General features: G+C 73.1%; 17 protein-coding genes. 12 read left to right on the forward strand and 5 right to left on the reverse strand.

Features of this window, described 5'->3' with window-relative positions; translation table 11 throughout:
- Positions 1-3: 3 nt before the first annotated feature.
- The 3 genes from HDA33_RS01025 to HDA33_RS01035 form a co-directional block, all read right to left on the reverse strand.
- Entirely contained in the window at positions 4-1,035 is a 1,032-nt protein-coding gene (locus HDA33_RS01025) for an NAD-dependent epimerase/dehydratase family protein (protein WP_184169936.1), read from the reverse strand.
- Positions 1,032-2,210, reverse strand: coding sequence for an alcohol dehydrogenase catalytic domain-containing protein (locus tag HDA33_RS01030; RefSeq protein WP_158491511.1), 1,179 nt, complete (start codon positions 2,208-2,210; stop codon positions 1,032-1,034). Before HDA33_RS01030 ends, HDA33_RS01025 begins: the two co-directional genes overlap by 4 nt.
- Positions 2,211-2,319: 109 nt before the next feature.
- Entirely contained in the window at positions 2,320-3,516 is a 1,197-nt protein-coding gene (locus tag HDA33_RS01035) for a glutamate--cysteine ligase (protein WP_158494265.1), read from the reverse strand.
- 68 nt (positions 3,517-3,584) lie between these two features.
- On the opposite strand from HDA33_RS01035, the gene HDA33_RS01040 reads away from it, so the two are divergent.
- From HDA33_RS01040 to HDA33_RS01060, 5 genes are all read left to right on the forward strand, one after another.
- Complete coding sequence (locus HDA33_RS01040; protein WP_184169939.1) at positions 3,585-4,916, forward strand: class I SAM-dependent methyltransferase; 1,332 nt, start codon at positions 3,585-3,587, stop codon at positions 4,914-4,916.
- 272 nt (positions 4,917-5,188) lie between these two features.
- Positions 5,189-6,247, forward strand: coding sequence for a siderophore ABC transporter substrate-binding protein (locus HDA33_RS01045; RefSeq protein WP_184169942.1), 1,059 nt, complete (start codon positions 5,189-5,191; stop codon positions 6,245-6,247).
- The gene (locus HDA33_RS01050) at positions 6,244-7,299 is read left to right on the forward strand and encodes an iron chelate uptake ABC transporter family permease subunit (RefSeq protein ID WP_184169945.1); all 1,056 of its coding nucleotides are present in this window, start codon (positions 6,244-6,246) and stop codon (positions 7,297-7,299) included. Before HDA33_RS01045 ends, HDA33_RS01050 begins: the two co-directional genes overlap by 4 nt.
- A complete protein-coding gene (locus tag HDA33_RS01055) occupies positions 7,292-8,380 on the forward strand; it encodes an iron chelate uptake ABC transporter family permease subunit (RefSeq protein ID WP_184169948.1) in 1,089 nt (362 codons plus the stop codon). Before HDA33_RS01050 ends, HDA33_RS01055 begins: the two co-directional genes overlap by 8 nt.
- Positions 8,377-9,132, forward strand: coding sequence for an iron ABC transporter ATP-binding protein (locus HDA33_RS01060; protein ID WP_184169951.1), 756 nt, complete (start codon positions 8,377-8,379; stop codon positions 9,130-9,132). Before HDA33_RS01055 ends, HDA33_RS01060 begins: the two co-directional genes overlap by 4 nt.
- A 171-nt stretch (positions 9,133-9,303) precedes the next feature.
- Here the strand turns inward: HDA33_RS01060 and HDA33_RS01065 are convergent, their stop codons facing one another.
- The gene (locus HDA33_RS01065; RefSeq protein WP_184169954.1) at positions 9,304-10,221 is read right to left on the reverse strand and encodes a hypothetical protein; all 918 of its coding nucleotides are present in this window, start codon (positions 10,219-10,221) and stop codon (positions 9,304-9,306) included.
- Between the two features lie 576 nt (positions 10,222-10,797).
- Between HDA33_RS01065 and groES the strand changes: the two genes are divergently transcribed.
- Together groES and groL are read left to right on the forward strand one after the other, a co-directional pair.
- Positions 10,798-11,094 carry a co-chaperone GroES gene (gene groES / locus HDA33_RS01070; RefSeq protein ID WP_002857590.1) on the forward strand — a complete coding sequence of 99 codons (297 nt, stop codon included), beginning with the start codon at positions 10,798-10,800 and terminating at the stop codon, positions 11,092-11,094.
- A 108-nt stretch (positions 11,095-11,202) separates the two neighbouring features.
- On the forward strand, positions 11,203-12,804 hold the full coding sequence (gene groL, locus HDA33_RS01075; RefSeq protein ID WP_184169957.1) for a chaperonin GroEL: 1,602 nt from the start codon (positions 11,203-11,205) through the stop codon (positions 12,802-12,804).
- A gap of 253 nt (positions 12,805-13,057) precedes the next feature.
- On the opposite strand, the gene HDA33_RS01080 is transcribed toward groL, so the two are convergent.
- Entirely contained in the window at positions 13,058-14,497 is a 1,440-nt protein-coding gene (locus HDA33_RS01080; protein WP_184169960.1) for a dicarboxylate/amino acid:cation symporter, read from the reverse strand.
- 185 nt (positions 14,498-14,682) lie between these two features.
- Here HDA33_RS01080 and guaB point away from each other — a divergent pair, with 185 nt between their 5' ends.
- From guaB to guaA, 5 genes are all read left to right on the forward strand, one after another.
- Positions 14,683-16,227, forward strand: a complete 1,545-nt coding sequence (gene guaB / locus HDA33_RS01085; RefSeq protein ID WP_158491500.1) for an IMP dehydrogenase — start codon at positions 14,683-14,685, stop codon at positions 16,225-16,227.
- Between the two features lie 78 nt (positions 16,228-16,305).
- A complete protein-coding gene (locus tag HDA33_RS01090) occupies positions 16,306-17,442 on the forward strand; it encodes a GuaB3 family IMP dehydrogenase-related protein (RefSeq protein ID WP_158491499.1) in 1,137 nt (378 codons plus the stop codon).
- Between the two features lie 52 nt (positions 17,443-17,494).
- A complete protein-coding gene (locus HDA33_RS01095; protein ID WP_158491498.1) occupies positions 17,495-18,406 on the forward strand; it encodes an SURF1 family protein in 912 nt (303 codons plus the stop codon).
- Positions 18,403-18,939: a DUF3817 domain-containing protein gene (locus tag HDA33_RS01100; protein ID WP_158491497.1), complete on the forward strand. Its 537-nt coding sequence runs from the start codon at positions 18,403-18,405 to the stop codon at positions 18,937-18,939. Before HDA33_RS01095 ends, HDA33_RS01100 begins: the two co-directional genes overlap by 4 nt.
- 68 nt (positions 18,940-19,007) lie before the next feature.
- Positions 19,008-20,627: a glutamine-hydrolyzing GMP synthase gene (gene guaA / locus HDA33_RS01105; RefSeq protein ID WP_338103979.1), complete on the forward strand. Its 1,620-nt coding sequence runs from the start codon at positions 19,008-19,010 to the stop codon at positions 20,625-20,627.
- Positions 20,628-20,654 lie beyond the last annotated feature (27 nt).

Raw genomic sequence — 20,654 nt, forward strand, 5'->3', positions numbered from 1 at the left:
TCCTCATTCCGTGGGCGAGTGGGACCGGTGCCCGGCGTTGCCGAGGCCTTCGGGGCCGTCGAGATGGTCGAGCACGAGGCGGACCGCCTCCCGGGCGTCGGTGGTCTCGGACCAGCCGGTCGCGGCGCGCAGGGCCGTGGTGTCCATGGTGGGCACAGCCGCCGCCATGTCCACCCACCCTGGGTCGGTGGGCTGCAGCCGTGCCCGGTAGGTCAGCGCCGCGGCCGCTCGGAACAGGCCCACGGGCAGCTCCAGGATGCGGCGCGCCCCGAGGACGGTGCCCATGGTGTGCGCGTCCAGCACGGGTTCGGCGGCCACATTGAAGGCCCCGCCCGCCCGATGGGCGATCACGCGCCAGTACGCGTCCGCCACGTCCTGGGCCGTGAGCGCTTGGAATCGCAGGCCCCGCGGGAACGGCAGCACCGGGGTGCGCAGGCGGGCGACCAGCCGGGCGGGGACGAGGTCGCCCAGGAAGTAGCCCTTGATCTCGGGCCCGGCGGCGGACTGGAAGATCAGCCCGGGGCGCAGCCGGGTCACGAGCATCTCGGGGTGCTCGGCCTGCACGCGGTCGAGGATCGACTCGACCTCGGCCTTCTGCGCCGCGTAGTGGGAGGTGGGGACCCCGGTGGTGGGGTGGGACTCGGGCACGGCGCGGCCCTTCGGCCCGGGCCCGTACGCGCCCACCGAGGACGCGTAGACCAGGTGGGGCACGCCCGCCTCGGCCACGGCCCGGAACACCCGCTCGTTGCCGGCCACATTGACGGCGCGCAGGTGGTCGCGGTCGCGGTTGGGGCGGATCACCCACACCAGGTCGACGACGGCGTCGGCGCCGGCGACGATCTCGCTCAGCCGCCCCGCCGCCGTGGGCTCCGCGACGTCCAGGCGGTGCCACTCGACGCCATTGTAGGGGGCCCCGGCCCGGTCCGGGCCGCGGCGGCTCACCCCGACGATCGAGGTCACCTCGTCGGCGGCGTGGAGGCGCTCCAGCAGGGCGGTGCCGACGTTGCCGGTGGCGCCCAGGACGACGATCCTCACGGCTTCAGCACCACCTTGATGCAGCCGTCCTCCTTCTTCTGGAACGTCTCGTACAGGGCCGGGGCGTCCTCGAGGGGAGCGGTGTGCGTGGTCAGGTCCAGCACGCCCAGCGGGTCGGAGGGGTCGTCGAGCAGCGGCAGCAGGTCGTCGACCCACCGGCGCACGTTGCACTGGCCCATGGCCAGGGTGACCTGCTTGTCGAACATGGTCAGCAGGGGCATCGGGGACTGCATGCCGCCGTAGACGCCGGACAGGGAGACGGTGCCGCCGCGGCGGACGGCGTCGATCGCCGTGTGCAGGGCGTCGAGCCGGTCCACGCCGGCGGTCTTCATGGCCGCGCGCCCGAGCGCGTCGGGCAGCAGGCCGACCACGGTGTGCGCCGCCTTCGCCACGGGGGAGCCGTGCGCCTCCATGCCCACGGCGTCCACGACGCCGTCCGGGCCGCGGCCCTGCGTGCGCTCGCGCAGCAGCTCGGCCACGCCGCCGTCGGAGGAGTCCAGGACCTCGACGCCGTGCCGGGCGGCCATCGCCCGCCGCTCGGGCACCGGGTCCACGCCGATCACGCGCAGGCCCTGGTGCACGCCGATGCGCGCCGCCAGCTGCCCGATGGGACCGAGGCCGATCACGGCGAGGGTGCCGCCGCGCGGGACCTGCGCGTACTGCACGCCCTGCCACGCGGTGGGCACCACGTCCGAGAGGAACAGCCACTGCTCGTCGGGCCCGGTGTGCGGGACCTTCACCGGCCCGTAGTCCGCGTGGGGGACGCGCAGGTACTCCGCCTGCCCGCCGGGCACGGAGCCGTAGAGGCGGGAGTAGCCCAGCAGCGCCGCACCGGAGCCCTGCTCCCGGACCTGGGTGGTCTCGCACTGGGACTGCAGGCCGCGCTCGCACATCCAGCAGCGGCCGCAGGCGATGTTGAACGGGACGACCACGCGGTCGCCCGGCTTGATGTGGGTGACCTCGGCGCCGACCTCCCGCACGATGCCCATCGGCTCGTGGCCGATCACGTCCCCGGCGTCCATGAAGGGGCCCAGCACCTCGTAGAGGTGCAGGTCCGATCCGCAGATGCCGGTGGAGGTGATCTCGACGATCGCGTCCGTGGGCTCCTGGATCCGCGGATCCGGGACGTCCTCGACGGCGACGTTGCGCTTTCCCTGCCAGGTGAGTGCTCGCATGGGTGGGACCGTAGCCCCGCCCGAGCGGCCGGGGGAAGCGTGGGGGCGCGGTCGGGCACCTCGGCCTGACCTGGGGCGACGCCAGGCCGGGCGGGTGGGGGCCGCGCCGTCAGCCGCCCACGCGCTCCAGGGACTCGCGGGTGCGGGCGGCGGCGTCGAGCACCACGGCGCGCAGCGGGGCCGCCGCGTCGTGGGCGGACTCGCCCTCGGCGGGCGGGCCGGCCAGGGCCTCGGCCTCGACGGCGCGCTGGCGGTCCGCCGGGCTGTGCTCCATGAGCACGCGCGCGTGGGCGAGCTCGGCGGCGCAGCCCAGCTCCTCGGCGATCGGCGCGAGCCGCTCGAGGTCCGCGCCCAGGTGCTCGGCCAGCGGCACCTGGGTGCCGGCGGCGTCCACGATCACCGTGGCGTCCATCCCGTAGCGGGAGGCCCGCCACTTGTTCTCCTGCGTGTACCACGGCGGCAGGATCTCCATGTGGCGCCCCCGCTCCACGTCCGCGGACAGCTCGTGCACGAGGCACTGCGTGTAGGCGGCGACGGCGGCGATCTCCTCGAGCGTGGCCATCCCGTCGCACGCCCGCATCTCCACCGTGCCCAGCCGCGGCACCGCGCGCACGTCCCAGCGGCACTCGGTGACGTCCTCCACCATGCCCACGTCCGTCATCTGCTGCACGCAGGCCTCGAACTCGGCCCACGTCTCGAACTGGAAGGGCAGGCCCGCGGTGGGCAGCTGCTGGAAGAGCTGGGTGCGCTGGGACTGGTAGCCGGTGTCCGCCCCCACCCAGAACGGCGAGGACGCGGACAGCGCCAGCAGGTGCGGGAAGCGGCTGATGAGGCGGTTGACGGCGGGCATCGCCTTGGCCGGATCGTCGAGGCCCACGTGCACGTGGACCCCGAAGATCAGCATCTGCCGGCCCCAGTACTGGGTGAGGTCCACCATGCGGCCGTACCGCTCCTTGGGGGTGATCGGCTGGGTCATCGCCTCCCCGAACGGGTGGGTGCCCTGGCAGTACAGCGCCAGGCCTCGGTCGGCGGCGGCGCGCGCCACCCGGGCCGCGATCGTGCCGAGCTCGGCCACCGCCGTCGGGACCGCCTCGTGCACGCCGGTGACCAGCTCGACCGTGTTCTGCAGCAGCTCGCCGGTGACGTGGGGGTGGTCCTCGCCCTCCGCGAGCCCGGCCTCCTTGTGGAGCTCATGCAGAATCGCGGGCGCCTCGGAGCGCAGGTCCCCGGTCGCGGCGTCCACGAGCGCGACCTCCCACTCGATGCCGAGGGTGGACTGCGTGGAGTCGGCGAAGGGCAGATTCATGGACCCATCCTAGGGACCGCCGCCCGCCACCGCGCGGGGGCGCCGTCGGCGGACCTACGCTGGAGCCCATGGCCCGCCCCCGTCCGTCCGCCCGCGCCCCCCGTCCCACGGCCGCCGCCTCGGAGGCGGACCCCACCGCCCTCGCCCCTGTCCTCGAGCCCGAAGGGCGGGCGCTGCTGGACTCCCTGGGCGAGCACCGCGCGGCGGACGCGCTCGCGGTCTCCTCCCGGCTGCGCGCCGCCGGGCATCCGCCCGAGCGGGTGGCGGCCGTGCTGACCCAGGCGGACCTGCGCGCCCGCGCTGTGCCGCGGCTCGGCCCGGACGCGCGGGGCATGCTGTTCACCCGGGACGGCCTCGAGCAGGCCACCCGGCCCGTCGTGGCGGCGCTGCACGCGCAGCGGATGGCCGCCGCCGGGGCCCGGACGGTCGCCGACCTGGGCTGCGGGCTGGGCCTGGACGCCCGGGCGTTCGCCGACGCCGGCCTGGGGGTGGTCGCCGTGGAGCGGGACGCCGTCGTCGCCGCGGCCGCCGAGGTCAACCTGACCGACCGCCCCGGCGCCCGCGTGGTGCACGGCGACGCCGTGCCGTGGGCCCGCGAGCACGTGCCCGCGCAGGCGGACGCCGTGTGGCTGGACCCCGCGCGCCGCCAGGTGGGCGGGGGCGGATCGGCCCGCGTGTTCGACCCCGAGGCGTTCTCCCCTCCGCTGAGCGTGGTCGAGGAGCTGGCGGCCACCGGCGTCCCGGTCGGCGTCAAGCTCGGCCCGGGCCTGCCCCACGAGGCCGTGCCGGCCGGCGCGGAGGCGGAGTGGGTCAGCGTGGACGGCGACGTCGTGGAGGCCGCCCTGTGGTTCAACGCCGCCGCCCGGCCCGGGGTGCGCCGCGCCGCCCGTGTGATCGACACCCGCGGCGGGCAGGCGACGACGGCGGAGCTCGTCTCCGGCGCGGACTTCGGCGACTCCCCGGGGGTCGAGGCCGTGGGGGAGGAGGGCATGCCCGGGCTGGTGGGGGAGGTGCTCCACGAGCCGGACGGCGCCGTCATCCGGGCCGGGCTCGTCACGGACCTGGCGGTCTCCTGGCCGACGCCGGCCCGCCAGCTGGACCCGCACCTGGCCTATTTGGTGGCCACCGAGCACGCGGCCGACCCGCTGGCCCGGGCGTACCGGATCGACGCGGTCCACGATTTCCACCTCAAGTCTCTGCGCCGGTGGGCGAAGGAGGCGGGGGTCGGCCGCCTGGACGTGAAGAAGCGGGGCGTGCGCGAGACGCCCGAGGAGGTCCGCCGGCAGGTCCTGGGCGGCTCGAAGGGCGGCCGGGCCGCCGCCGGCGGGCGGCACGCGACGCTCGTGCTGGCCCGCGTGGGCGAGCGCCGGTTCGCGCTCGAGGTGACGCCCCTGGACTGAGGGAGGCCGCGCCGGGAGGCCGCCGGGGACGACCCGTGGCGGTTGCGGGCGCAGGGTCGCCGGGGGCGCGGCGACCGGCGCGGGCGCGGCGCGGAGACGGCGGGCGGTGACGGGTCGCGGCGGGGGGTGCCGACGGTCACATTGGTGGATACGAAAGATCCGTGTACCGTAATCGACTGAGGCAAGGCTCACCTGATCGACGGGGGCCGGCCTGACCCCCCGATCCCCGTGAACCGAGGCGGCCCTCGACCGCGCCGCCCGGAAGGAGCACCATGCAGCGTTCCCCGCGCACTCCCCGCCTGAAGGCCCTCTCCCTCGCCTCCGTCGCCGCCCTCGCCCTCGTGGGCTGCTCCGCCGGCGGCGCCGCCGAGGCGCCCGCCTCCGGCTCGGAGGACACCGGCTCGGCCGCGGGCTCCGGCTCGGCCTCGGCTCCCGCGGGCGACGGCGTCGCGGCGGGCGCCACCGTCACGGACATGTCCGGCGCGGAGATCACCCTGCCGGAGGAGATCGACTCCGTGATCACCACGGACAACCGCACCTTCCGCACCCTGGACGAGTGGGGCGTCGAGCTCTCCGCCGCCCCCAAGCAGCTCATGTTCAAGGGCGAGGGCGGCCCCGGCTACCTCCAGGACGACGAGGTGGCCGACATCGGCAACCACCGCGAGCCGGACATGGAGGTCTTCGTGACCGCCGAGCCCGACGTCGTCTTCAACGGCCAGCGCTTCAACGAGCGCAAGGCCGAGATCGACGAGCTCACCGGCGACGCCGCCGTGATCGACACGAACTTCGACCCGAAGCAGAAGCCGATGGACGAGGGCCTCAAGGAGCTCACGACGCTCCTGGGCGAGGCCACCGGCCACCAGGCCGACGCCGCGGCGCTCAACAAGGAGTTCGACGACGCCGTCGCGAAGGCCAAGGAGGCCTACGACTCCGAGCAGACCGTCATGGGCCTGATCTCCACCGGCGGCGAGCTCTCCTACGTGGCCCCGGGCACCGGCCGCTCCATCGGCCCGATGTTCGACATCCTCGGCCTCACCCCGGCCCTCGAGCAGGCCGGCTCCGACAACCACCAGGGCGACGACATCTCCGTCGAGGCCATCGCCCAGTCCAACCCGGACTGGCTGATCGTCATGGACCGGGACGCCGCCACCGGCGAGGCCAACGCCACCGCCGCCGAGCTCATCGAGCGCTCCGAGGCGCTCAAGGACGTGACCGCCGTCAAGGAGGGCAACATCGTCTACCTGCCCCAGGACTTCTACGTCGCCGAGGACATCCAGAACTACACCACCGTGATGGACGACCTCGCGAAGGCCTTCGAAGGCGCCCGGTGACCGACCTGCACCCCGGTGTCGCCGACGCCCGGACCCGGCTCCCCGAGCCCGGTCCGGGCGAACGCGTGTGCTGGGTACCCCCCGCCGTCCTCCGCCCCCAGCGCTCCCGCTGGCAGCGCACCTGGCCGCTGCTGGCCGGCGTCGCCGTGACCGTGCTCCTGGCCGTGGTCTCCCTCTTCGTGGGCGTCTACGACGTCGGCGCGGAGGGTGGGCGCGAGATGTTCGCCATCACGCGCGTCCCGCGCACGGTCGCCCTCGTGCTGGCCGGCGCGTCCATGGCCATGTGCGGCCTGATCATGCAGCTCATGACACAGAACCGCTTCGTGGAGCCCAGCACCACCGGCACCACCGAGTGGGCCGGGCTGGGGCTGCTCGTCACCATGATCCTGATCCCCGGGGCGAGCATCGTCACCCGGATGACCGGCGCCGTGCTCTTCGCGTTCGTCGGGACCATGGTCTTCTTCCTCTTCCTGCGCCGCGTGCGGCTGCAGTCTTCCCTGATCGTGCCGATCGTGGGCATCATGCTCGGCGCCGTCGTCGGCGCCGCCTCCACCTTCCTCGCCCTGCAGACGGACATGCTCCAGCAGGTCGGGGCGTGGTTCGCCGGCTCCTTCACCTCCGTGGTGCGCGGCCGCTACGAGCTCCTGTTCCTCGTGCTGGTCGTCTGCGTGGCCGTGTTCGTGATCGCCGACCGCTTCACCGTGGCCGGCCTCGGCAAGGACGTGGCCACCAACGTGGGCCTCAACTACAACGCGGTGATCCTCACCGGCGTGGCCATGGTGGCCGTGGCCACCGGCGTGGTGACGGTGGTGATCGGCGCCCTGCCCTTCCTGGGGCTCGTGGTGCCCAACATCGTCTCCATGGTGCGCGGCGACAACCTGCGCACGAACCTGCCGTGGGTGGTCATGGTCGGCATCTGGGTGGTCATCGTGTGCGACCTGATCGGACGCACCGTGATCGCCCCCTTCGAGGTGCCGATCTCCCTGATCCTCGGCCTCGTGGGCGCCGTCGTGTTCCTCGGACTCCTGATCCGGCAGGCCAAGCATGGCTGAGCCCTCGACCATGCGCCCCGGGCGGATCCCCGCCCCCGTCGGCGGCTCCACCGCCGCCGGCCCCGCCGAGACCGACGCCCCCCGGACCTCCGGCGCGTTCACCACCCGCCGGGACCGCGTCCGCTACGTCCTCGTGGTGGCCGTCCTCGCCGTCGTCGCCGTGCTCTCCACCGCCGGCATCCTGCTGTGGGGCAACGAGGCCGAGCCGGGATCCCGCGCGTTCTGGATGATCGCCGGCATGCGCCTGGACTCCCTCGGCGTGATCGCGATCGTGGCGCTGTGCCACTCGTTCGCCACCGTCAGCTTCCACACCGTCACCGGCAACCGCATCATCACGCCGTCGATCATGGGCTTCGAGGCGCTGTACACCGCCGTCCAGACGGGCGCCGTGTACGTGCTCGGCGCCGCGGGGATCGGCGTGGTCACCGGCACCGGGCCGTTCCTGGCCCAGGCGGCGCTCATGGTGGTGCTGGCCACCGTGCTCTACTCGTGGCTGCTCTCCCGGCCCTACGGGTCCATCCACCTGATGCTGCTGGTGGGGGTCGTGCTCGGCGGCGGCCTGGCCGCGCTCAGCACGTTCATGCAGCGGCTGCTGGACCCCAACTCGTTCGACGTGCTCTCCGCCCGGCTCTTCGGCAACATCTCCAACGCGCGGTCCGAGTACGTGGCGATCGCCGCGCCGATCGTCGTCGTCGTGTGCCTGGTGCTGTGGCTGCGCTCGCGGCGCATGAACGTGCTGGCGCTCGGCGCGGACTCCGCCACCAACCTCGGGCTGCACCACCGGCGCGAGCTGATGGTCACCCTGCTGCTGGTGTCCGTGCTCATGGCCATGACCACCGCGCTCGTGGGGCCCATGACCTTCCTCGGGTTCCTGGTGGCCACGCTGGCGTACAGCCTGGTGGACACCCATGACCACCGCATGGTGCTGCCCGTGGCCGCCCTCGGCGCGTACGCGGTGCTCACCCTCGCCTACTTCGTGCTGCGGCACGTGTTCTACGCGGGAGGTGCGGTCACGGTGATCATCGAGCTCGTCGGCGGCATCACCTTCCTGATCGTCGTGATGAGAAAGGGACGTCTGTGATCGAGCTGCGCGGCGTGGTCAAGCGCCACAGCGACGAGGTGTGCATCGGACCCGTGGACCTCGACATCGAGGCCGGAGGCATCACCGCGCTCGTCGGACCCAACGGGGCCGGCAAGTCCACGGTGCTGACCATGATCGGCCGGCTCCAGGACGTGGACGCCGGCACGATCGCCGTGGGCGGGCAGGACATCACCTCGACGCCGTCGCGCCGGATCGCGCAGACCCTGTCGATCCTGCGCCAGGAGAACCACTTCGTCACCCGGCTGACCGTGCGCCAGCTGGTGGGCTTCGGCCGCTACCCGTACACGCAGGGGCGCCTCACGCTCGAGGACGAGCGGTACGTGTCCGAGGCGATCGACTTCCTCAACCTCGGCCCCTTCGAGAACCGCTACCTGGACCAGCTCTCCGGCGGCCAGCGCCAGCGCGCGTATGTGGCCATGGTGCTCGCCCAGAACACCGAGTACGTGCTGCTCGACGAGCCGCTGAACAACCTGGACATGCAGCATTCCGTGCAGATGATGCAGCAGCTGCGACGAGCCGCGGACATGCTGGGCCGCACCGTGGTGATCGTGCTGCACGACATCAACTTCGCCGCCCGCTACGCCGACCACATCGTGGCCATGGGCGACGGCCAGGTGGTGGAGACCGGCACCCCCGGCGAGATCCTGCGCCCCGAGGTGCTCGAGCGCATCTTCCGCACCCCGTGCAGCGTGGTGGACGGCCCCCACGGGCCCCTGGCCGTGTACTACTGACGGCCGCGGGGGAGCGGGGCCGGGTGCGTCGGGGGAGCGGGGCGGGGCGGGCTCCAGCTCCGCTCCTCGCGTCCTCGCTCGGCGTTGCGCTCACGACTCGCCGCGTGCCGTTTCCTCAGACGGCGAGTCGTGAGCACGACGGCGCTGCTGCAGCTGGGCGATGACACTGCGCTAGCCCTCGGCGTGGTCCGCAGCGGTGATCCGCATCGGCGTCACGCCGTAGGAGAGCAGGCGCCGGTCCCGGCGCGCGTCCCGGGCCTGCTGCTGCCGGTCGAGGTGATGCTCCCCGTCGTACTCGAGGGCGACCCGGAGGTCGACGAAGTACAGGTCCGACTCGGCCAGTGCGGGATCGTCGGGGGCGACCTTGTGCTGGAGCAGGGGCTCGCCCAGGCCCGCGTCGATGAGCGCCAGGCGGGCGTGGGTCTCCATGGCGGAGTCCGCTCCGACGCGGACCCGCCCCAGGGCGGCACGGGCCCGGCCGACGCCGTGGAACGGGGCGAGCGCCTCGAGGACCTCGGCCAGGCGTTCGACGGTGGTGCGCGGCGGAAGCCGCCCGCCGCCCGCCCACGGGTGCCGGACGAGATGGTCGCCGGCGGCGACGAGGTCCGCCTCATCCCAGCGCGGACGGAGGGCGCACAGATCCGCCCAGGTCCGCTCCGGGCTCGTGACCGTGAGCCCGTGGACCACGCTGCTGTGCTCCGGCGGCACGGTCCGGCGGTGCACCCGCACGCCGGGACGGCGGACGTCGCGAGGAGTCGAGACGGAGACGGGCTCGGGGGCGTCGACGGCACGGTCCAGGGGGCGGGGGATCCCGTGCGGGTGGGCGGCGGTGGCGTGGGAGAGCACCGCGTCCGGCCGCAGGCGCTGCAGGGCGGTCAGATCCTCGACGGTCCAGGAGTGCGGCGGGGTGGCGAAGCCGAGCCCGGTCCAGGTCGGGGGAGTGCCCACGGACTGGACGCGGGCGCCGTGCAGCGGCACTGCCAGGTCCTGGCGCCGCAACCGGGACCGGCTCGCGCCCTTGGCGCGGGCCTCGGCCACGGTGAAGACGAGCGGAAGCGGAGGCAGGCGGGTGCGGGACGTCGTCGTCATGGGGGAGATGCTCCCTGGATGACGGCCCCGGAGGCGCCGGGGCGGCGGGCGCCGTGGACACGATGCGGCCGGGCGTGGGCTGTGCAGGAGTGCCCGACGACGGAGGCCCGGCGCAGCAGGGGGCCCGCAGCGCCCGTGGCGCTCACGACGCGCCGCACGACGGACCGGCCGACGGCGTGTTGTGAGCGCAACGCCACCGGGCGGGACGGGGGAACGGCCGGAGAGAAAGTGGAGGGGGAACGGTCCGGCGGGACCGGGCTGGGAGGTCGGCCGGGGAGAGGGGCAGTGGGCCAGCAGCCGGGCGAGCGGCTCGGCGGCCGCCCCGCCCCGAGAGCCGCCCCGCCACCGCCCCCTCCGCCCCTGGCGGACACGGCTGGCACTCATGTTGAAGGAGTGCCAAAGCCCGGAGTAGAGTCAGGGCTGGCACTCGGGGGTACCGGGTGCCAATGCCCGAGGTGGACCGTCCGGCACCGCGACGACGGAGGGTCTGACGCCCGTGGCACACCCGCAGACCACAGCATCAGCGGACCGGCGAGCCCGCCGGAGCCGCACGTCGACGAAGAAGGAGTGTGCAGCATGTCTGTCTCCATCAAGCCCCTCGAGGATCGCATCGTTGTCCGCCCCCTGGAGGCCGAGCAGACCACCGCGTCCGGCCTCGTGATCCCGGACACCGCCAAGGAGAAGCCGCAGGAGGGCCAGGTCGTGGCCGTGGGCCCGGGCCGGGTCGCCGAGAACGGCAACCGCGTGCCCGTCGACGTCGCCGAGGGCGACGTGGTGCTGTACTCCAAGTACGGCGGCACCGAGGTCAAGGTCGGCGGCGAGGAGTACCTGGTGCTCTCCGCCCGCGACGTGCTGGCCGTCGTCACCAAGTGACCCCGCCGCGACGGGCCCGGTGAGCGGCGCGCACCGCACCGGTGCGCGCCCGCCGGGCCCCTCGCGTCTCCGCTCCCCCCGACTCTCTGAACGAAAGGAGCGTCCGTCATGGCCAAGCAGCTGGCTTTCAACGACGACGCACGCCGCGCCCTCCAGGCCGGCATCGACAAGCTCGCCGACACCGTCAAGGTCACCCTCGGCCCCAAGGGCCGCAACGTGGTGCTCGACAAGGCGTGGGGCGCCCCCACCATCACCAACGACGGCGTCACGATCGCCCGGGAGATCGAGCTCGACGACCCGTACGAGAACATGGGCGCGCAGCTGGCCAAGGAGGTGGCGACCAAGACCAACGACATCGCGGGCGACGGCACCACCACCGCCACCGTGCTGGCCCAGGCCTTCGTGAACGAGGGCATGCGCCAGGTCGCCGCCGGCGCGGCCCCCGGCGAGGTCAAGAAGGGCATCGAGGTGGCCGTGGCCGCCGTCGAGCAGCGCCTCCAGGAGAACGCCCGCCCGGTGGAGGGCAAGGAGGTGGCCCACGTGGCCGCCATCTCCGCCCAGAACGACGAGGTCGGCGAGCTGCTGGCCCGCGCGTTCGACACGGTCGGCACCGACGGCGTGATCACCATCGAGGAGTCCTCCACGACCTCCACCGAGCTGGACGTCACCGAGGGCATGCAGTTCGACAAGGGCTTCCTGTCCCCGTACATGGTCACCGACGCCGAGCGTCAGGAGGCCGTGCTGGAGGACCCGTACGTCCTGATCAACTCCGGCAAGATCTCCAACGTGCAGGAGCTCCTGCCCGTGCTGGAGAAGGTGCTGCAGGCCAGCCGCCCGCTGTTCGTGATCGCCGAGGACATCGAGGGCGAGGCCCTGTCCACCCTCGTGGTCAACAAGATCCGCGGCACCCTGAACGTCGCGGCTGTGAAGGCCCCGGGCTTCGGCGACCGCCGCAAGGCCATGCTGCAGGACATCGCCGTCCTCACCGGCGCCCAGGTGGTCTCCCCGGACCTCGGCATGAAGCTCGAGCAGGCCGACCTGGACGTGCTCGGCTCCGCCCGCCGCATCACCGTGACCAAGGACGAGACCACCATCGTCGACGGCGGCGGCTCCGCCGAGGACGTGGAGGCCCGCGTCGCCCAGATCAAGGCCGAGTCGGCCGCCACCGACTCCGACTGGGACCGCGAGAAGCTCCAGGAGCGCCTCGCCAAGCTCGCCGGCGGCATTGGCGTGATCCGCGTGGGCGCCGCCACCGAGGTGGAGCTCAAGGAGCGCAAGCACCGCATCGAGGACGCCGTGTCCTCCACCCGCGCCGCCCTCGAGGAGGGCATCGTGGCCGGCGGCGGCACCGCGCTCATCAACGCGCTGTCCGTGCTGGACACCGACGCCGACGTGCAGGCCCTGACCGGCGACGCCGCCTCGGGCGTGGACATCGTCCGCAAGGCGCTCAAGCAGCCGCTGCGCTGGATCGCCCAGAACGCGGGCGAGGACGGCTACGTCGTCGTCTCCAAGGTCGCCGAGCTGGAGCCGAACCACGGCTTCAACGCGAAGACCGGCGTCTACGGCGACCTGATCGCCGACGGCGTGATCGATCCGGTGAAGGTGACCCGCTCGGCTCTGGCCAACGCGGCCTCCATCGCCGCGCTCGTGCTCACCACCGAGACCCTCGTGGCGGACAAGCCCGAGGACGAGGACGAGCACCAGCACTGATCCGCGTGGTCACACGGGACCGGCCCCTCACCTTCGGGTGAGGGGCCGGTCCCGTGTCCGGGGGCGTGCGGCGGGGGCGGGGTCGGCGCCGGTGCCGGTGCCTAGCCTCCCGTTTCCCGCACGAAAGTGCTCCGGCAGCCTCCCGTTTCCCGCACGAAAGCGCCCCCGGAGGCTCCCGTCTTCCGCACGAAACGGGATTCCGGGGCTCCGGGGGCGTCGAGGCGCCGCGCGCCAGCGGGCCGGCGGGCCGGGGTCAGTCCCGCGCGGGGCGGGCGGCGGCGCCGACCATCTGGTCCTGGTCGTCGTCGCGGTCCTGGGCGCGGGCCTCGACGATCTCCTCCTCGTCCTCGCCCATGATGTCGACGCGCTCGGCGTCGTAGCGGGCCTGGTCGAGGATGCCCTCCTGCTTGGCCACGAGGGCGGGCACGAGCGCCTGGCCGGCCACGTTGGTGGCGGTGCGGCCCATGTCCACGATCGGGTCGACGGCGAGCAGCAGCGCCAGGCCCTCGAGCGGAAGGCCGGCGGTGGAGAGGGTGAGGGTGAGCATCACGGTGGCGCCGGTGGTGCCGGCGGTCGCGGCGGAGCCGAGCACGGAGACGAGCACCACGAGGGCGTACTGGCCCAGGCTCATCTCGATCCCGTAGAACTGGGCCACGAACACGGCCGCGATGGCCGGGTAGATGGCGGCGCAGCCGTCCATCTTGGTGGTGGAGCCCAGCGGGACGGCGAACGCCGCGTAGCCGGTGGGGACGCCGAAGTTCCGCTCGGCCACCCGCTGGGTCACCGGCAGGGTGCCGAGCGAGGAGCGGGAGACGAAGCCGAGCTGGACGGCCGGCCACACGCCGGTGAAGAACTGCTTCACGGAGAGGCCGTGCAGGCGGGCGAGCACGGGGTAGACCACGAACATGACGATCGCCAGGCCCACGTAGATCGCCACGACGAACTTCGCCAGCGTGCCCATGGTGGACCAGCCGTAGGAGGCCACGGCGTTGCCGAGCAGGCCGACGGTGCCGATCGGCGCGAGGCGGATGATCCACCACAGCAGCTTCTGGATGACGGCCAGGACGGACCGGGAGAACGTGAGGAACGGGGCGGCCTTCTCGCCGACCTTGAGGGCGGCGATGCCGACGACGATCGCGATCACAAGGATCTGCAGCACGTTGAAGGTGGGGGATGAGGCCACGGCGCCGTCCTCGCCCACGGTGCTCTTCACGGTCAGGCCGAGGAAGTTGGCCGGGACCATGGAGGTGAGGAAGTCCAGCCAGCCCACGTCGCGGGCCTGGTAGGACTCGGGGGCGCTCTGGCCGGTGCCGACGCCGGGCTGCATCACGACGCCGACGGCGAGGCCGATCAGCACCGCGATGAGGCTGGTGATGGCGAACCACAGCAGGGTCTTGGCGGCGAGGCGGGCCGCGTTGGTCACCTGGGCCAGGTTGGCGATGGAGGCGACGACGGCGAAGAAGACCAGCGGGATGACCGTGGCCTTGAGGATGCTGATGTAGACGCTGCCGATCGTGGCCAGCGTCTCGCCCAGCCAGGTGGGGGAGTCGGGGGTGTGGCCCATCGAGCGGGCGACGAGGCCGAGGACGAGGCCCAGGACGAGGGCGGCGACGATCTGCCAGCCGAAGTTCGACGTCCAGGCGGGGAGCCGGCGTCGGGGCGCCGGTGCGGGGGAGGACTGTGCGGTGCTCATCCGGGGAGGTTAGGCCGTCCGATACCATGACCACGAAACGGATTGCGCCATGTGACGTCGTGGTGACGTCCGTCTCGTCCCTGCGTGGCCCAGCGCGGGGGTCCTGTGATGTGGCCCGCACCCGGGTCGTCGGTTTGACCCCCGGGCATAGAATCGCGGAAACACCCGTCCCGAAAGGCGCCTTCGTGACCACCACCAGCACCGGGCCCAGCTCCGAGCCCGTCCACTCCTCCGCGGATCCCTTCGGCTTCTTCGGCCTCACCTACGACGACGTCCTGCTGCTGCCCAGCGCGACGGACGTGATTCCGGCCGAGGCGGACACGAGCACCCAGCTCACCCGCAACATCCGCCTCAACATCCCCGTCGTCTCCGCGGCGATGGACACCGTGACCGAGGCCCCGCTGGCCATCGCCATGGCCCGCCAGGGCGGCATGGGCATCATCCACCGCAACCTCTCCATCGAGGACCAGGCCCGCCACGTGGACACCGTGAAGCGCTCGGAGTCCGGCATGATCAAGGACCCGGTGACGATCGGCCCGAAGGCCACGCTCGCCGACCTGGACGAGCTGTGCGCGCAGTACCGCGTCTCCGGCCTGCCCGTGGTAGCCGAGGACATGACCCTGCTGGGCATCATCACCAACCGCGACACCCGCTTCATCCCCCACGAGGAGTGGGAGACCCGCACGGTGGACACGGCCATGACCCGCATGCCGCTGATCACGGCGCGCGAGGGCATCTCCCGCGAGGAGACCATCCGCCTGTTCTCCCAGAACCGCGTGGAGAAGCTGCCCCTCGTGGACGAGGCCGGCCGCCTCACTGGCCTGATCACCATCAAGGACTTCGACAAGGCCGAGAAGTACCCGGACGCCGCGAAGGACGACGAGGGCCGCCTGCGCGTCGGCGGCGCCGTCGGCTTCTTCGGCGACGGCTGGGAGCGCGCCATGGCGCTCGTGGAGGCCGGCGTGGACGCCCTCGTGGTGGACACCGCCAACGGCCACACCCACGGCGTGCTGGACATGATCGCCCGCCTGAAGAAGGAGAAGGCGGCTGCGCACGTGGACGTGATCGGCGGCCAGGCGGCCACCTACGCGGGCGCCAAGGCGATCGTCGACGCCGGCGCGGACGCCGTGAAGGTCGGCGTGGGTCCGGGCTCGATCTGCACCACCCGCGTGGTGGCCGGCGTCGGCGTGCCCCAGATCACCGCGATCTACGAGGCCGCCAAGGCCACCCGCCCGGCGGGCGTGCCGCTGATCGCCGACGGCGGCCTGCAGCACTCCGGCGACATCGGCAAGGCCCTCGTGGCCGGCGCCGAGTCCGTGATGCTCGGCTCCCTGCTGGCGGGCACCGCCGAGTCCCCGGGCGACCTGGTGTTCTACCAGGGCAAGCAGTTCAAGGCGTACCGCGGCATGGGCTCCCTGGGCGCCATGCAGACCCGCAACGGCAAGCGCTCCTTCTCCAAGGACCGCTACTTCCAGGCGGACGTGCCGGACGAGGACAAGCTGATCCCCGAGGGCATCGAGGGCCAGGTGCCCTTCCGCGGCCCGATCGCCTCGGTGGTGCACCAGCTCGTGGGCGGCCTGCGCCAGACCATGTTCTACACGGGCGCGTCCACCGTGGACGAGCTCAAGGAGAACGGCCGGTTCGTGCGCATCACCGCGGCGGGCCTGAAGGAGTCGCACCCGCACGACATCATGATGACGGTGGAGGCCCCGAACTACCGCTCCCGCTGACGGGCGGGACCTGCGCGCCGAGGCGGCGCCGACGACACGGTCGGCGCCGCCTCGGCGCGCCTGGGCTAGGCTGGACCGGTGACGAATCAGATTGAGATCGGCCGCGGCAAGCGCGGTCGCCGGGCCTTCTCCCTCGACGACGTCTCGGTGGTGCCCGCGCGGCGCACCCGGGATCCCAAGGACGTCAGCCTCACCTGGCGCATCGACGCCTACACGTTCGAGATGCCCGTGATCGGCGCCCCCATGGACTCCGTGATGAGCCCGGAGACCGCCATCGCCCTCGGCCGCCTCGGCGGCCTCGGCGTGCTCAACCTCGAGGGCCTGTGGACCCGTCACGAGGACCCCCGTCCCCTCCTCGAGGAGATCGCCGCCCTCGAGGCCGGCCCGGACGGCACCGAGGCCACGCGCCGGCTGCAGGAGGCCTACGCGGCCCCCATCCGCGCCGAGCTGATCACCGAGCGCCTCGCGCAGATCCGCGAGGCCGGCGTCGTGGTGGCCGGCTCGCTCACCCCGCAGAACACGCAGGAGTTCTACAAGACCGTGCTCGCCGCTGGCGTGGACCTGTTCGTCATCCGCGGCACCACCGTCTCGGCCGAGCACGTCTCGTCCTCGCACGAGCCGCTGGACCTCAAGCAGTTCATCTACGAGCTGGACGTGCCCGTGATCGTGGGCGGCGCGGCCGGCTACACCCCGGCCCTGCACCTGATGCGCACCGGCGCGGCCGGCGTGCTCGTGGGCTTCGGTGGCGGCTCCTCCACCACAACGCGCCGCGCCATGGGCATCCGCGTGCCGATGGCCACGGCCATCGCGGACATCGCCGAGGCCCGCCGCGACTACATGGACGAGTCCGGCGGCCGCTACGTGCACGTGATCGCCGACGGCGGCGTCTCCACGTCCGGCGAGATCGTCAAGGCCCTCGCCATGGGCGCCGACGCCGTGGTCCTGGGCGCCGCCCTGGCGCGCGCCACGGACGCCCCCGGCGGCGGCTGGCACTGGGGCCTCGAGGCCGCCCACCCGGAGCTGCCGCGCGGGCACCGCACGCACGTGGGACAGGTGGCGCCGCTCGAGGAGGTCCTGTGGGGCCCCGGGCACCATGCCGACGGCACCTCCAACCTCATGGGCGGGCTGAAGCGCGCCATGGCCACCTCCGGCTACACCGAGCTCAAGGACTTCCAGAAGGTGGAGGTCCTGGTGACCCCCACCCAGACCGTCTGACCGCCGCCGCCCCGCCTCGGGGCGGCACCCCGACCGGAAGAGTTGATGCGGGTTGCTGCGCACCGCCCTCAAGCCCGTCTGGCTGGCCACCCTGGTCCTCGCCCTGGTGGCGGCCGGCCTCTTCGTGGCGCTGTCCAAGTGGCAGTTCGAGACCGCGGAGACCAACGCTCCGCCGCCGCGCACCCAGACCGAGCAGCCTGTCCCGCTGACGGACCACGTCCGCCCCTACGAGCCGCTGCTGGCCCGTGACGCGGACCAGGTGGTCACGGTCCCGGGCGAGTTCCTGCCGGACACGGACGTCCTCGTCGGGCCCCGCCTGCTGCGCGGCGACGAGGGCTTCTGGACGGTGTCCGCGTTCCGCGTGGCCGGTGCGCCGGACGGCGAGGTCATCCCGGTGGTGCGCGGCTGGTCGGCGGGCGCCGACGTCGTCGACCCGGCCCCGCAGGGCGACGTCACCGTCACGGGCCGCCTGCTGCCCCCGGACGGGCCCCTGCCGCGGACGGCCGCCGAGGCCGACACCGCCGACCGCCTGCTCTACGCCAGCCTCGCCCCCGGCCAGCTGGTGAACGTGTGGGACGAGCCCTCCTACGCCGCGTTCGTGGCCGCCTTCGAGGTGGCCGACGCCGCCGGCGCCGAGGTGGGGGCGGGCGCGAGCGAGGGCGGGCTGGAGCCCGTGTGGGTCGCCCCGCAGCCGGAGGAGACCGAGGTCATCTGGCTGAACGTGTTCTACGCGGTGGAGTGGATCCTCTTCGCCGGCTTCGCGCTGTTCCTGTGGTGGCGGTTCGTCCGCGACGACCACCTCCGCGACGAGCGCGAGCGCGAGCTGGACGAGGAGTGGGCGGCGCAGTGGCGCGCCGAGGAGCTCGCCCGCCGCCGCGAGGAGGCCCGCCTGGCGAAGGAGCGCGCCTACGCCGCGCAGGCCGCGGCCCGACCATCGACCGACCCCGAGGAGAACCGGCCATGAGCCACACCGAGCCCGTCGACCCCGCCGCCCTGCCCGACCCCGAGGACATCACGGAGGCCGACCTGCCCGAGGCCCCGCCGCGGCCGGGCCGGGAGCGCCGGCGCTTCGCCGGCACGCAGCAGCAGATCCGCTCGGCCACCCGCTTCTACGTGGTGTGCTCGTGGATCACGGGCGTCATGCTCCTGCTGCTGGTGGCCGAGATGGTCTTCAAGTACGCGTGGGGCCAGGAGCTCTTCGCCGGCGGCACGACCGTGGACGGCGAGCAGAACATCCTGGGCCTGCACCCCGAGGACTCGGTGACCGGCGGCGTGAACCTCTCGCTGTTCATCCTCATCGCGCACGGCTGGATGTACGTCGTGTACCTGCTGGCCTGCTTCCGCCTGTGGTCCCTGATGCGCTGGCAGCCGATGCGGCTGCTGGCGATGGCCGGCGGCGGCGTCGTGCCGTTCCTGTCCTTCGTCGTGGAGAAGAAGGTCACGAAGGTGGTCCGCGACGAGGTGCACCGCTTCCCGGACGCCGCCCGCCGCTACTGACCGTCGCCGCCCGCCGTGCCGACGTGACGCCGGACGGCGGGGAGGGGCGGCTCGACTATCCTGGACGGGTGACCGAGAACGCCCCCCATTCCGACGCCCCCGCCCCGCTCAGCGACGTGATGCCCACGGTGCTGGTGCTGGACTTCGGCGCCCAGTACGCCCAGCTCATCGCCCGCCGCGTGCGCGAGGCCAACGTGTACTCCGAGGTGGTCCCCGCCTCCACGCCGGCCGCGCAGATCCTGGAGCGTCGGCCGGCGGCGCTGATCCTCTCGGGCGGGCCCTCGTCCGTCTACGAGCCCGGCGCGCCCACGCTGGACCCGGCGCTGCTCGAGGCGGGCGTCCCGGTGCTGGGCCTGTGCTACGGCTTCCAGTCCATCGCCCACGCCCTCGGCGGGACCGTGGCCAAGACCGGCACCCGCGAGTACGGCTCCACGCGCCTGGACTCCGTGGACGCGGACTCCGTGCTCTTCGCCGGCCAGGACCTCGAGCAGGTCGTGTGGATGTCCCACGGCGACGCCGTCACGCAGGCCCCCGAGGGCTTCGCCGTGACCGCCTCCACCGCCGGCGCCCCCGTGGCCGCGTTCGAGGACGCCGAGCGGCGGATCTACGGCGTGCAGTGGCACCCCGAGGTGGGCCACTCCTCCCACGGCCAGCAGGTGCTCGAGCACTTCCTGCACCAGGGCGCCGGCCTGGGCTCGGACTGGACCGCGAGCAACGTGATCGAGGAGCAGGTCGAGCGCATCCGCGAGCAGATCGGGGACAAGCGCGCGATCTGCGGCCTCTCCGGCGGCGTGGACTCGGCCGTGGCCGCCGCGCTCGTGCAGCGCGCCATCGGCGACCGCCTCACCTGCGTGTACGTAGACCACGGCCTCATGCGCCAGGGCGAGTCCGCGGAGATCGAGCAGGCCTTCGGCGAGGCCCACGGCGGCGCCCGCCTCGTGATGGTGGACGCCCGCGAGGACTTCCTGTCCGCGCTCGCCGGGGTCACGGACCCGGAGGCGAAGCGCAAGATCATCGGCGAGCGCTTCATCCGCACCTTCGAGAAGGCACAGGCGGACATCATCCTGGAGTCGGAGCACGACCCGGAGGCCACCGAGGTGCGCTTCCTCGTGCAGGGCACCCTGTACCCGGACGTCGTGGAGTCCGGCGGCGGGGACGGCGCCGCCAACATCAAGTCGCACCACAACGTGGGCGGCCTGCCTGACGACATCGAGTTCGAACTGTGCGAGCCGCTGCGCGAGCTGTTCAAGGACGAGGTCCGCGCCGTGGGCGCCGAGCTCGGCCTGCCGGAGGGCATCGTCCACCGCCAGCCGTTCCCCGGCCCGGGCCTGGGCATCCGCATCATCGGCGAGGTCACCCAGGAGCGCCTGGACCTGCTGCGCAGCGCGGACGCCATCGTGCGCGCCGAGCTCACCGCCGCCGGCCTGGACCGCCAGATCTGGCAGTGCCCGGTGGTCCTGCTCGCGGACGTGCGCTCCGTGGGCGTCCAGGGCGACGGCCGCACCTACGGCCACCCGATCGTCCTGCGGCCGGTCACGAGCGAGGACGCCATGACGGCGGACTGGGCGCGCATCCCGGACGACGTGCTCTCGCGCATCTCGAACCGCATCACCAACGAGGTCGACGGCGTCAACCGCGTCGTCCTCGACGTCACCAGCAAGCCCCCGGGCACCATCGAGTGGGAGTGAGCGGCGGGCCCACCGCCGCATCCGGCC

Source organism: Micrococcus endophyticus (assembly GCF_014205115.1).
GTDB lineage: Bacteria > Actinomycetota > Actinomycetes > Actinomycetales > Micrococcaceae > Micrococcus > Micrococcus endophyticus.